At 67.4% G+C, this 12,173-nt stretch carries 11 protein-coding genes; 9 read left to right on the top strand and 2 right to left on the bottom strand.

Annotated elements, in window-relative coordinates:
• The first annotated feature begins 53 nt into the window (after nt 1–53).
• The 8 genes from Q368_RS0117085 to Q368_RS0117050 all read left to right on the top strand — a co-directional run bounded on the left by Q368_RS0117085 (nt 54) and on the right by Q368_RS0117050 (nt 8,001).
• Nucleotides 54–1,133, top strand: coding sequence for an SGNH/GDSL hydrolase family protein (locus Q368_RS0117085; protein ID WP_029460263.1), 1,080 nt, complete (start codon nt 54–56; stop codon nt 1,131–1,133).
• 200 nt (nt 1,134–1,333) lie between these two features.
• A complete protein-coding gene (locus Q368_RS0117080) occupies nt 1,334–2,470 on the top strand; it encodes an N-acetyl sugar amidotransferase (protein ID WP_029460262.1) in 1,137 nt (378 codons plus the stop codon).
• Between the two features lie 23 nt (nt 2,471–2,493).
• Nucleotides 2,494–3,114: an imidazole glycerol phosphate synthase subunit HisH gene (hisH, locus tag Q368_RS0117075; RefSeq protein WP_029460261.1), complete on the top strand. Its 621-nt coding sequence runs from the start codon at nt 2,494–2,496 to the stop codon at nt 3,112–3,114.
• The gene (locus Q368_RS0117070; RefSeq protein ID WP_029460260.1) at nt 3,114–3,878 is read left to right on the top strand and encodes an AglZ/HisF2 family acetamidino modification protein; all 765 of its coding nucleotides are present in this window, start codon (nt 3,114–3,116) and stop codon (nt 3,876–3,878) included. Before hisH ends, Q368_RS0117070 begins: the two co-directional genes overlap by 1 nt.
• A gap of 3 nt (nt 3,879–3,881) precedes the next feature.
• On the top strand, nt 3,882–4,064 hold the full coding sequence (locus Q368_RS0117065; RefSeq protein WP_029460259.1) for a hypothetical protein: 183 nt from the start codon (nt 3,882–3,884) through the stop codon (nt 4,062–4,064).
• Nucleotides 4,039–5,868, top strand: coding sequence for an asparagine synthase (glutamine-hydrolyzing) (gene asnB, locus Q368_RS0117060; RefSeq protein WP_052360251.1), 1,830 nt, complete (start codon nt 4,039–4,041; stop codon nt 5,866–5,868). Before Q368_RS0117065 ends, asnB begins: the two co-directional genes overlap by 26 nt.
• Complete coding sequence (locus tag Q368_RS23375) at nt 5,865–6,899, top strand: DUF354 domain-containing protein (protein ID WP_052360250.1); 1,035 nt, start codon at nt 5,865–5,867, stop codon at nt 6,897–6,899. The genes asnB and Q368_RS23375 overlap by 4 nt, the downstream gene beginning before the upstream one ends.
• A gap of 124 nt (nt 6,900–7,023) precedes the next feature.
• Nucleotides 7,024–8,001, top strand: coding sequence for an acyltransferase family protein (locus Q368_RS0117050; RefSeq protein WP_029460256.1), 978 nt, complete (start codon nt 7,024–7,026; stop codon nt 7,999–8,001).
• A 109-nt stretch (nt 8,002–8,110) separates the two neighbouring features.
• Here Q368_RS0117050 and Q368_RS0117045 read toward each other — a convergent pair whose 3' ends face one another.
• Nucleotides 8,111–8,845 carry an acylneuraminate cytidylyltransferase family protein gene (locus Q368_RS0117045; protein WP_029460255.1) on the bottom strand — a complete coding sequence of 245 codons (735 nt, stop codon included), beginning with the start codon at nt 8,843–8,845 and terminating at the stop codon, nt 8,111–8,113.
• Between the two features lie 105 nt (nt 8,846–8,950).
• Here Q368_RS0117045 and Q368_RS23370 point away from each other — a divergent pair, with 105 nt between their 5' ends.
• Nucleotides 8,951–11,080: an ArnT family glycosyltransferase gene (locus Q368_RS23370; protein WP_156955773.1), complete on the top strand. Its 2,130-nt coding sequence runs from the start codon at nt 8,951–8,953 to the stop codon at nt 11,078–11,080.
• Between the two features lie 195 nt (nt 11,081–11,275).
• Here Q368_RS23370 and Q368_RS27080 read toward each other — a convergent pair whose 3' ends face one another.
• Nucleotides 11,276–12,160, bottom strand: a complete 885-nt coding sequence (locus Q368_RS27080) for a hypothetical protein (RefSeq protein ID WP_245611379.1) — start codon at nt 12,158–12,160, stop codon at nt 11,276–11,278.
• Between the last annotated feature and the right edge of the window lie 13 nt (nt 12,161–12,173).

Raw genomic sequence — 12,173 nt, 5'->3', positions numbered from 1 at the left:
GCAAAAAACCCGGCCGCGCCGGCTGCCGCGCGGGTCGCCCACGGAGGAATCCCATGTGGCTCGTCGCTTCCGCGCTTTGCGGCGCGCTCCTGGCCGAACTGGCCCTGGCCTGGCGCAGCTGGCGCAAAAACAAGGTCACGCGCTGGCGGTACCGCCAGCCCTACGCCTTCGACCGGGAAACGGGCTACAAGGCCACGGCGCATTTCCGCCAGCACGTCGCCCGGCCCCCGAAAAACGCCAAATCGACCGGCGTCACCCACTACGACACCGGCGCGCACGGCCTGCGCTGGCACAATCCCGGCGCGCCCGGCGGACGCGTCCTTTTTCTGGGCGACAGCTTCACCGAGGCCACGGACCAGGAAAACGCCCGCACCTTCGTCGGGCTGCTGGCGCGGCGCTTCCCGAACCTGGAATGCGTCAACGCCGGCCTCGGCGGCGCGCGCAGCGTCCACTTCCTGCGCCTGCTCGCCAAGCACCTCCCCGAACTGCGCCCCCGCGCCGTGGTCGTGCAGCTGTCCCACAACGACTTCTACGACGCCGCCCTCGGCCTGACCCGCCTGGACGACCCCTTTTCGCACCGCCTCACCCACGCGCTGCCCGGTTCGGACCTGGAAAGCGCCCTGTGGCGCAGCCACGTCGGCCATCTCGCCTGCCTGGCGCTCGCGCGGCGCAGGCGCATCGTCATGAGCCAGGACGCGAAGCTGCGCGTGCTCACGGAAAACCTGGACAATCCGGCCTGGGCGGACCAGATCGTGTCCTGCTGCCAGCGCATGGCCGCGCTCAAGGGCGCGCCGCCCATGCTCTTCTACGTCTCGCCGCACCCCTTCGCCCGCGGCATCGATCCGCAGACCCTGGCGCGGGCGCTGCCCGAGATCGGCATCGCCTCACCCGCGGGGTACGATATTTTCGTGCGCTATTACGAGCGGATGGGCGCCGTGAAGGCACGCCTCGACGCGGCCGGCGTCGTCATACGCGACCCCAACCGCCGCCTGGACGCCCTGCCCTTCCGGGAGCGCCTGGACCTGTTCGTGGACCGCTCGCACCTCTCGAGCGCGGGCCATGTCTGGTTCGCCGGCGTGCTCGGCGACAGTCTGGAGACGTTGCTGGCGGAGCACCCGGGCCGCGTCCGCTGAAAGCGGGCCCGGGCCGCCTCCCCGACGCCGGGAGGACGCTTTGCTTCCGGACCGTGGTCCTTCCCGGCGCTCCCGGCGCCGCCGCCGCAGGAAGTCGGGCGCGCCCGCGCCGGCCTTGTGCAATCCCAGGCACTACGCTATTTCCTCGAACGCCGCGCCGCAATTCGCGCAGGCCGGCCACGTCCTCCAAGGAACGGTCCATGCCTTCAGAGCTTCGCATCTGCTCCCGCTGCGTCTACGACACCACCATTCCCGAGATCGTCTTCGACGACGAAGGCGTCTGCCAGTTCTGCCGCATCCACGACGAGATGGAAAAGCAGTACCCCTCCGGCCCGGAAGCCGCGCGACGCCTCGCGGCGCTCGTTTCGAGCATCAAGGCCCGGGGCCGGGGCAAGGACTACGACTGCGTGGTCGGGGTCAGCGGCGGGGTGGATTCCACCTACACGCTCTACCAGGCCGTCAGGCTGGGGCTAAAACCCCTGGCCGTGCATTGCGACAACGGCTGGAACTCCGAAATCGCGGTGCACAACATCGAAAACGCCACCAACCGTCTGGGCGTGGACCTGTACACCCACGTGCTCGATTGGGAAGATTTCAAGAAGCTCCAGATCTCCTTCCTGAAGGCCTCGGTTTCCGACGCCGAGATCCCCACGGACATGGCCATCCACGCCGTGCTGCACCGCGCGGCCGCGGCCGAGGGCGTGCGCGACATCCTCATCGGCCATTCCTTCCGCACCGAAGGCATCGTGCCCAAGAGCTGGACCTATTTCGAGGGCACGTACATCAAAAGCGTGCACAAGCGCTTTTCCGGCTCGGCGAAGACCAGCGTGCCGGTGCTGTCGCTGCCCGCGCTTTTCTATTACATGGCGCTGCGCCGCATCCAGGTGTCGCCCTTCCTCAACTACTTCGACTACGACAAGAAGGCGGCCGGCGAGGAGCTGGCCCGGGAAGTCGGCTGGGAGGACTACGGCGGCCACCACCACGAGTCGCTCTACACGAAATTCTTCCAGTCCTTTCTGCTGCCGAAAAAATTCGGCATCGACAAGCGCAAGCTGTCCTTTTCGGCGCGCATCCGCTCGGGCCGCATGACGCGCGAGGAGGCGCTGCGCATCCTGCGCGACGAGCCCTACCCGCTCAACATGGACATCGTCGAATACACCATGGAAAAGCTCGACCTGACCATGGCCGACTTCGACGCGATCATGGCCACGCCCGTGCGCTCGTTTCAGGACTACCCCACGCTCTATCCCTACATGCGCGCCCTGCGCGGCCCCATCCACCTGGGCTTCAAGCTGGGGATCGTGCCGAAAATACTGTACTATAAGTATATCTATTAAAAAATACGTATGGACCTATTTCAATGGTAGTCATCGTCGATTACGGCCTGGGCAACCTGCGCTCGGTGCTCATGAAATTCGCGCGTCTCAAGATCGAGGCGCGCATCAGCGAAGGGCCGGCCGACATCGAAACGGCGGACAAGCTGGTGCTGCCGGGCGTGGGCTCGTTCGGCGCGGGCATGCGCAACCTGAGGGAGCGCGGCCTGATCGACGTGCTGCGCCGCAAGACGCTCGACGAAAAGACGCCGCTGCTCGGCATCTGCCTCGGCATGCAGTTGCTCACCGACTACAGCGAGGAAGGCGACTGCCCGGGGCTCGGGTTCGTGCCCGGGGCGACGCGACGCCTGGACATGTCCGGGGCCGCGGAAAAGCTGCGCATCCCGCACATCGGCTGGAACGAGATCACGCTTTGCCGCCCCGACGCCGTGCTCTTTTCCGGCATCGACCCGGCCCTGCGCTACTATTTCGTCCACTCCTACGCCGTGTTTCCGGCCGACCCGGCCGACGCCGCCGCGACCTGCACCTACGGCCAGACCTTCGCCGCCGCCCTGGAGCGCGGCAACATCCACGCCGCCCAGTTCCACCCCGAAAAAAGCCACCATCATGGCCTGGCCATGCTGGAAAACTTCGCGAGGCTCGCCTGATGCTCCTGCCGCGCGTCATCCCCATCCTGCTTCTTTCCGGCCGGGGGCTGGTCAAGGGCGAGGGTTTCAAGAAGCACCGCTACGTGGGCGACCCCATCAACGCGGTGAAGATTTTCGACGCCAAGGAAGTGGACGAACTCATCATCCTGGACATCGACGCCACGCGCGAAAACCGCATTCCGCCGCTGGAACTGGTGCAGAAGGTGGCGGACCAGTGCCTCATGCCCTTCGGCGTCGGCGGCGGCATCCGCAGCCTCGCGGACGCGCGGCGCATCCTTTCGGCCGGCGCGGAAAAGGTCTGCCTCAACACCGCCGCGTTGGAAAACCCGGCGCTCGTCACGGAACTGGCGGAAAATTTCGGCTCCCAGAGCGTGGTGGTGAGCCTCGACGTCAAAAAGCGCCTGCTCGGCGGGGTCGAGGTCTGCACGCGCTGCGCGACCAAGGGCGTCTCGCGCGACCCGGTGGAGACCGCCAGGCGCATGGAAGCGGCCGGGGCCGGGGAGATCATGGTGCACAGCGTGGACCGCGACGGGAAAATGGCCGGCTACGACCTGGCGCTCACGCGCGCCGTGGCCGAGGCCGTGGACATTCCGGTCATCGCCGCGGGCGGTGCGGGGAGCCCCGGGGACCTGCGTCTGGCGCTCACCGAAGGCAAGGCGTCCGCCGCCGCGGCCGGAGCCCTGTTCGTCTTCCACGGCCGCCGCCGCGCCGTGCTCATCAGCTATCCGTCCAGGGAAGAACTGGCGGAGATACGGGGCGCGTGAGGCATGGAAGAAGACGCATACGATATCTGGTTTCGGCAAGCGGTGCAGGTGGGCCTCGAGGATATCGAGGCGGGCCGCACGCTCAGTACTGAAGAAGTCATAGCCCGCCTGCGCCGACTCGGGGCACGGCTGGAACCCGAAGAGGACGAAGCTATTCATCATGTGCGGCATAAGCGGCGCGTTTAATCCGCGCGGCCTTTCCCCGGACGATGCGGCGCTGGTGGGCCAATTCGGCCAGATCATGCGCCATCGCGGCCCGGACGACGCAGGGCTCTTCGCCGACGCCCGCTGCGCGCTGGGGCACCGCCGCCTGGCCATCATCGACCTCTCGAGCGACGGCCGGCAGCCCTTTTCCGGCGAAAATGGCCGCTATCAGCTCGTTTTCAACGGCGAAATCTACAATTACATCGAATTGCGCCGCGAACTCGAAGCCCTGGGCCGCGCATTCCGCACCAAAACCGATACCGAGGTGCTGCTCGCCGCCCTGCTCCAGTGGGGGCCGGACTGCCTCGACCGCTTAAACGGCATGTTCGCCTTCGCGCTCTACGACAGCGTGCAAAATTCCCTGTTCCTGGCCCGCGACCGCTGCGGCGTGAAGCCGCTCTATTACGTAACCGTCGGCGGCACGCTCTATTTCGCCTCGGAGATCAAGGCGCTGCTCGCCGTACCGGGGCTCTCCCGCGCGGTCGACAGCCAGGCGCTCTTCGACTACTGGGTCTTCAACCGCACCGACATCCACGACGAGACGTTCCTCTCCGCCGTGCGCCGCCTGCCCAAGGGCTGCCGCGCCACGGCCGACGCCGACGGGCTGCGCGTCGCAACCTGGTGGGACCCGCGCCGCTTCCTGCGCGAGGACGCCTCGCAGGACCAGGACGACCCGGAGGCCGTGGCCGCCAACGTCGAGGAACTGCTCGTCTCGGCCGCGACGCTGCGCATGCGCAGCGACGTGCCCGTAGGCTCCTGCCTCTCCGGCGGGCTCGACTCCTCCATCCTCGTCGGCATCCTCTTCGACCGCCTGGGCGCGAATGGCGGCTATTCCTGCTTCACCGCCGCCTACCCCGGCCACGCCGTGGACGAGACGGCCTACGTGGACGGCCTCAACCGCCGCTACCCCTTCGTCAGCCGGCGCACCTTCCCCACGGGAGAGGCCGCCCTGGACGACCTGCCCGCCTTCGTGCGCGCCAACGACGAACCGACCACGGGCCCTTCGTTCTACGCCCAGTACGCGGTCATGCGCCTGGCCAGGGAACACGGCGTCACCGTGCTCCTCGACGGCCAGGGCGGGGACGAGAATTTCGCCGGCTACCAGTATTTCCACGGCTTCCACCTCTACGGCCTGCTGCGCCGGGGACAGCTGGCGCGTTTCGGCAGCGAGCTCTTCCAGGTGCTGTGGCGTCGCCAGCACCTTTCCGCCGTGCAGACGCTGGCCTTCCAGGCCCTGCCCGGCCCGGCGCGAAAAGCCCTGCTCCTTCGCGCGACCCCCCTGGCCGATCCCGGCTTTTTCGCCGCGCACATTGGCAAAAGCCGCATCTACAACGAGTTTTTCGCGGTCAAAAACCTCAACGAAAGCCTGTGCGCCCATTTCCGCTTCAAGCTCGAACACCTGCTGCGCATGGAGGACCGCAACTCCATGGCCTTTTCCCTGGAAGCCCGCGTGCCCTACCTGGACTACCGGCTGGTCGAATACCTGCTCGGCGTGCCCGAGGCGCTCAAGATCCGCCTGGGCGAGACGAAATACCTCCAGAAAAAGGCCCTGGGCCGCTACACCACACCGGAGATCCTCGCGCGAAAGGACAAACTCGGCTTCGCCACGCCCATGGAGGACTGGCTGGCCGCGCCGGCCTGGAAACGGCTGACGCGGGAGAATTTCCGCTACGTGCGCGAAGTCTTCCCGGAACTGACGCCCGCCGGCGCGGCCGTGCCGACCGGGGCGGAAGCGGCCTGGAAAATCAACCAGCTCGCCGAATGGCACAAGGCGTTCGTCGCATGAACATCCTCGTCGATCTCGGCCACCCCGGCCACGTGCACTTCTTCCGGCACCAGATCGCGCTGTGGCGCGAAAAGGGCCACCGCGTGACCCTCGTATCCCGCGACATCCCCATCGTCGCGCGGCTCCTGGCCGCGTACGGGCTTGCGGCCACGGTCGTGGGGACGCGGCGGCGCGGCGCGCTGGGGCTTGGGCTCGAACTCCTCGAGCGCACGGCGAAGCTCGCCCCGCTGCTCGTGCGGGAGCGCATCGACGTGGCCGCGGCCATCGGCGGCGCGCTCACCGCGCCGGCCTGCCGCCTGGCAGGCCGGCCCTGCGTGGTCTTCGACGACACGGACACGGCCGGCATCGAAAACAGGATCAGCCATCCCCTGGCCGCCGTCATCGCGACGCCGGCGGGCTATCCCCGCGACCTGGGGAGCAAGCAGGTGCGCTACGACGGCCTGCACGAACTGGCCTACATGCACCCGGCCCGGTTCACGCCGGACCCGGCCGTGGCCGCGCGCTACGGCTTTTCGCCGGACGCGCCCTACGCCGTGGTGCGCTTTTCCTCCTGGGAGGCCGGGCACGACCTGGCCGCGCGCACGGCGAGCCTTGCCGAAAAGCTCGCCCTGGTCGCGGCGCTGCAACAAAAAGGGAAGGTGCTGGTGGTGCCGGAAGGCGACCCGCCGCGCGAACTGGCGGCGCTCACCCCGGCCATCGCGCCCGAGGACTTCCACCACCTGCTCGCGCTTGCGCGCTGCTGCGTGACCGAAGGGGCGACCACGGCTTCGGAAGCCTGCATCCGGGGCGTGCCGAGCCTGTACCTCAACCCGTCGCGGCCATTTTACATCGGAGAGCTGGCGCTAACGGGGCTGCTGGCCGTGGGCGAGCCCGGCAAGGGACTCGTGGCGGCCCTCGAGGCGCTGTGCGACCGTTTCCCGGACCCCGCACCGGCCCGCGCCGCGGCCGCGAAATTCGTCGCCGACCGCATCGACGTGGCCGCCTTCGCCGCGCAACTGGTCACGGGCGCGACTGCGCGCCGCGCCGCCTGACCCCCGGCCTCGAAAAGAACGCCTGCTTTCCCGAGGTCTCTTTATTTACCAAACAATATCATAGAGTTATAAACATAGCGACCATCTAGCGCCTGCACAGTCACCGATGGGGAAGACTTCAAGCATGCATACCCGTAATAGCGCCCTGGACTATCTCAAGGCGTTGCTCATCGCGTTCGTGGTGGTCTGGCATGCCCGTCCGTGGCTGCTCACCCAGTCCCCGATTTTCCTGCCCAAGGCGTTGCTGGGTTTTTTCTACTTCAACGTCACCACCCTGGCGGTGCCCACATTTCTCCTCGTCTCGCTCCACCTCTACCGCCAGCACCGCGACTCCGCTCCCGGCTATTTCCGTAAACGCATCCTTCGCCTGGGACAAGTCTACCTGTTCTGGATGGGGGCGCAGTGGCTGTTCGCCTGGGCCGTCACAGGACGACTCGCTCCGATCGACATCCGCTTTCTGCTGGATGGCGGCCCCGGCGCGCCGTATGTCGGCGGCTCGGTTTTCTATTACCTTGCCGACCTGCTGCTCCTGACCCTGCTCGAGGAAGGATACGCCCGCCTGCCCGAAGCCCGGCGTCCCTTCTGGGGCTGGGTCATGGCCGGCTTTTCCCTGGCCTACATCCCGGTGGCGCAACTCTTGCATTTTAGCGGCACAAACTACCTGGAGGTTTTCATCCTCTACGTCCCGGCCGCCTACTACGCCACGGCATTGCGCCGGCATCGCCACGCCTTCGCCCTGGGCTGGCTGGCTTTCTCCTGCCTGGAATCCTTTCTCATCGCTGTATGTAACGTGTACATGACCCCCTATATCCGCTGGGGCAATGTCCTGGGCGCACTGGCCCTGATGGGATACGCCCTGTCGCTGGCGCCGCCGCCGTCCCGCATCGCGGAGACGCTTTCGCGGTACAGCCTGGGTATCTACGCCGTGCACAAGATGGCCCTGTGCCTGGGCTACATCCTGCTGGCCTCCCTTTCCCTGCTGCAACCGCACCAAGCTCCCTCCAACCCCCAACTCCTGGGGCTGTTCCTCTTCACGATCGGCGGCACGTGGGCCATGCTGCGTGTCCTCAAGAGTACGCCCCTGCGTCGCTACATCCGCTGATCCCACGCAATAAAGGACGCATCCGAGGAGCGCGGGCAGGGTTCGCCCTTTTCCGGCACAGGGAAACAAAAGAGGGAGAACCCCGGGGGATGCGAAAGACGCAGGCCCGCTAGGCCAGCTCGTCGAGCTTGTCCCAGAGCGCCCGGCAGACGACCAGATCCTTGGGCGTGTCGATATCGATGGAGAAGATGGGGTCGGTTTCGAGCAGCAGCATGCGTTCGCCATAGGGGCCTTGCGGCGAAAACACGACGGACGGACGCATGACGTCCACCAGGGCGTTGATGGACCAGGCCGGGGGCAGGAGCTGCCGCCGGTAGTAGTCGCGCTGCACGTCGATGCCGGCCACGAACGGCGCGGAAAAGCCCGCATCATCCTTGGCGAACATCCAATAGGGATGGTGCTTGCCCTGGATGCGGTCCACGCTGCGCAGGCTGTCGGCCCCGGGCGCTTCGGCCAGAGCGCGAACGGCCGCGCCGATGTGTTCGGGACGCCGCAGCGGTGTGGTGCAGCGCAGATTGACCAGGAAATCGCAGGCAAAACCCTCGTTTTCCGCAAGCCACGCCAGCACGTGGCGGAAGACCGGCAGGTCCGGGGTGTCGTCGGCAGCCAGCTCCGCCGGGCGCAGGAAAGGGACTTCGGCCCCGTACTCCCGGCCCACGGCCGCGATCTCGGCATCGTCGGTGGAGACGATGACCCGGCTGACCTCCGGACAGGCCAGCCCGCCCTCGATGGCCCGGGCCAGCAGCGGCCGGCCGCCGAGGTCGGCCAGATTCTTGCGCGGGATGGACTTGGAGCCGCCCCGGGCGGGGATGACGGCGACAGTGACCGGTTGTGCTTGCGACATCGCTACGCTCCCGAAAAGTCCGCGCGACGGTGCCACAGGCGGGACGCGTTGTCCAACGCCCGCCCCCGCTCCCGCGCCGCCGCGATTGCCGGCAGGCGGGGCGGCATGCTACCAGCCCGGGCCATGCCGCCCCATGCCGCCCCCTCCCCTGCCGGCCTTTTTCCCCGGGACTCCACCGTGTGGCCCCTGGCCCTCGTGGTCCTTGCCCCGCTGCTCGTTTTCGGCCTGACCCGACAGGCGTTCCTGCCTGCGGCCCTGCTCGCCGCTGTCGCGGCCGGCGCGGCGCGGAAGGCGTTTCCCCAGGGACGTGGCGCGCGCCTTGCCGACGCACTTTCCCTGGCCGCCATGGCCTTTCCGCTGCTCGCCCTGACCGGCGGCGTCATCGCCCAGGGCATGGATTTCGCCGCAGGACTCGTCGCGCCCCTGACCATAAACCCCATCGAGGGCCGCGAGGCCTACAAGGCCTGGCTGCTGGCCCTTGGCGGCAACCTCTACGCCGGGCCGGCGCATGGGCCGGATATTCGCATCACGCTCTACGGGCCGCTCTATTACGTACTTGCGGCCCTGGCCGAACGCCTGTTCGGACCGGGACTGCTTCCGGCGCGGTTCGTGAGCCTCGCGGCCGCGGCGGCGCTACTCGTCGCGATTTTCGCCCTGGTGCGCCGGGAAACGGACTCGAAAGCGGCGGCAACCGTGGCTGCCTGCGCCCTTTTCGCCGCGCCGCTCTACGAATACGGCCATTTCGCCCGGCCGGACATGACGGCCTGGGCCTTCTTCTTCCTGACGGCCTGGGCGTTTTGCCGCGCCCTGGACACGCCCCGGCCCGCCCGGTCCCTGATCCTCGCGGCGTTTCTCGCCGTTTGCGCGCTGCTGGCCAAACAGCAGACCTGGCCGCCGCTGTTCGGGCTTTTCCTCTACGGTATGCTGCGCCGGCGCATGAAGGCCACGGCGGCCTTTGCCGGGATCACGCTCGTCATCGGCGCGGCCGCGTTCATAACCATCGATGCGGCCACTGGCGGCGGCTTTCTCGCGCAATCGTTCGACTTTCCCCGGCGCATGGCGGGACTGACCGACCTCAACACCAACGCCTTCGCCCTGGAGCGGCTGCGCGTTTTCGCGTCGCAGCGCTGGCCGGATCTGCTGCTTGCGGCCGGGTTGCTCCTTTCCGCCGCGAGCACGCGGCGCGTGACCTGCTTCGAGCCCGTGCTGCTCGCCTGCCTCGCGCCGCTTTTCGTGGTGCTGCGCTGGACCGGGGCAGAATACAACCACTTTTTACCCGTGATCATCCTGGCCAAGGCCGGCGGCGGCGTGCTGCTCGTCCGGCTGTGGCGCCTGCCGCGTCCGGCCTGGTTGCGCGCGTCGGCGGCCGCCCTCGTGCTGGCCCTGCTCGCCACGCCCCCGGAAGCCTTCGCGCCCCATGCCGCCCGCCTCGTCACCGACCACGCCAAGCATAGCGAGCGCCTCGCGGCCCTGCGAAAGGACACGGACGCCCTGCCCGGGCCCGTGCTGGCCGACGCCGAAGCCGCCTACGTCTTTCTCGGCGCGCCGCCGCGCGACGTGACCGCCTACGATGCCTTCGAGACCAACATCTTCGAGCGCCTGGGCCTGCTGCGCCCGGAAACGTCCACTATTGCGCAGGGCATCCGCGACCGGCGCTTCGCCCTGGCGCTGACCACGCCCACCTTCCAGCCCAAGGCGCTGACCACGCTGCTCGAACTCTATTACTCCCCAGCTCCGACGACCGCCGGGCCGACACTGTGGCGGCCGCGACCGGAAACGGCCGTGCTCGGCGTCACCGCCCCCGAAGGCCAGGGCCATGCGGCAAGCCAGGCCGGCGTTGCGATCATCGCGCAGGCCGCGGGAGATCTCGAAGCAAAAGCCGGATACGTGACCGCCGACGGCAGGGAAGGTCCCGGGACGTTTGCCCTGGACATCCGCAGCGACCGGCCCCTGGCAAGCCTTGGCACGACGTTTTTCGCGCGGCTCAACCGCAAGGAAAAGGCTGCTTCCCTGCGCCTGGAAGCGGAAGACGGCGCGGGAGCACGCACGGTGTTGTGGGAGCGAAACGGCGGGGAAGGCGACGGCTGGGACCCGGAACCCGGCGTGCGCGCGGACGTCGCCGTGCCCGAGGCGCTTGCCGCGTCCACGCGCCGTCTGGTCTTCACGCTGCGCGGTCCGGCGCAGTTGTGGTTCGGTCCGGCACGACCGCTGCTGGTGAGCGCCGACTCCCGCTAAAAAGCATTCATGCAGCTGCGCCAACAAGCCGAGAGAGATAGATATTTTGAATTTGTAGAGAAGACCTTGAGAAGACCTGCCAAAACAACGCCCACTGTCGCCTAAAAACCCCTTCCCCCTTTCGGGAGGTCCAGGAGGAGGTGACCCCCTCCTGGCCGCCAGAGGCATCTTCAACTCTTCCTTCTCCCCCACTCCCTAGCGCGTCTTGCGCCAGTAGGCCTTGAGCCAGGCGTCGCGGGGGCCGCCGGGGAAGCCGCGCATGGCCGCGGCCAGCGTTTCCGGGGCCAGGCCGTCGCGCCAGGCCTCGAACGCGGCCTGCTCGGCCTTTTGCCGCGCCGTGGCCACGGCGCGGGCCTCCTCTTCGGCGTCGCGGGCGGCCTGTTCCTCGGCGGAAACGTAGCCCTTGGGCCGGCGGTAGTAGCCGGTGCGCGCCAGGGAACGGAACACCCAGGAACAGGGGTCGAGCACGGTGTTGCCGTCCTTGTCGCGCATGGAACCGTTCGCGAGTTCCCATTCGGCATGGTCAAGGCCGGACACGACCTTGTCCGCGGCCTTGCCGAGCTCGGCCAGGGAAGTGGCGATCTGGGCAAGCTGCTCCGGACCGAACCCGGCGCGATGCAGATGGGGCCAGGTCAGGGCAATGCGTTCGGAAGACAGAGAGAGAGAATCTTTCTTTCTTTCTTCCTTATAAGAAGAGGGGCCAACAGTCGGATCATTTTTAGGGTCAACAGTCGGGTCTGATCCGACAAAGTGACCCGAGGTCGGATCATGAGACGGCTCGCGTGACCCGACAGGAGTCAGGTCAAGCGTCGGATCAAGGCGTTTGAAGGCCTGGCAACGGGAGCGGACGAGGAAGAGGCGCAGGCCCTGGCAGACGCCGCGCCGGTAGGTCTCCTTGTGGTAAAAGCCCAGGTCGGCGAACTCCGCGAAGTAGCGTTTGACAGATATTTCGGTAAGATGAAGAGATTTGGCCACGCTGTTGCGGCTTACGATGTAATCGTCGCCGGCGGGTTCGTTGTCGATGAGGAAATGGAGGAAGCGGCGTTTGTTTTCCGGCAGGGAGCGGATGATGCGTCGCATGTCGGAATCGTCG

Origin of the sequence: Solidesulfovibrio alcoholivorans DSM 5433, assembly GCF_000702665.1 — a bacterium.
Classification (GTDB): Bacteria; Desulfobacterota; Desulfovibrionia; order Desulfovibrionales; family Desulfovibrionaceae; genus Solidesulfovibrio; species Solidesulfovibrio alcoholivorans.
The sequence above is the reverse complement of the archived record's forward strand: the minus strand, read 5'-3'. Positions and strand labels throughout refer to the sequence as shown.

Bases quoted from the DNA above. Each gene is read 5' to 3' on its own strand.
- Q368_RS0117050 (WP_029460256.1), top strand. From the start codon at position 7,024: ATGCATACCCGTAATAGCGCCCTGGACTATCTCAAGGCGTTGCTCATC.
- Q368_RS23375 (WP_052360250.1), top strand. From the start codon at position 5,865: ATGAACATCCTCGTCGATCTCGGCCACCCCGGCCACGTGCACTTCTTC.
- asnB (WP_052360251.1), top strand. From the start codon at position 4,039: ATGTGCGGCATAAGCGGCGCGTTTAATCCGCGCGGCCTTTCCCCGGAC.
- Q368_RS0117085 (WP_029460263.1), top strand. From the start codon at position 54: ATGTGGCTCGTCGCTTCCGCGCTTTGCGGCGCGCTCCTGGCCGAACTG.
- Q368_RS0117045 (WP_029460255.1), bottom strand. From the start codon at position 8,845: ATGTCGCAAGCACAACCGGTCACTGTCGCCGTCATCCCCGCCCGGGGC.
- Q368_RS0117070 (WP_029460260.1), top strand. From the start codon at position 3,114: ATGCTCCTGCCGCGCGTCATCCCCATCCTGCTTCTTTCCGGCCGGGGG.
- Q368_RS0117080 (WP_029460262.1), top strand. From the start codon at position 1,334: ATGCCTTCAGAGCTTCGCATCTGCTCCCGCTGCGTCTACGACACCACC.
- Q368_RS0117065 (WP_029460259.1), top strand. From the start codon at position 3,882: ATGGAAGAAGACGCATACGATATCTGGTTTCGGCAAGCGGTGCAGGTG.
- hisH (WP_029460261.1), top strand. From the start codon at position 2,494: ATGGTAGTCATCGTCGATTACGGCCTGGGCAACCTGCGCTCGGTGCTC.
- Q368_RS23370 (WP_156955773.1), top strand. From the start codon at position 8,951: ATGCTACCAGCCCGGGCCATGCCGCCCCATGCCGCCCCCTCCCCTGCC.
- Q368_RS27080 (WP_245611379.1), bottom strand. From the start codon at position 12,160: ATGCGACGCATCATCCGCTCCCTGCCGGAAAACAAACGCCGCTTCCTC.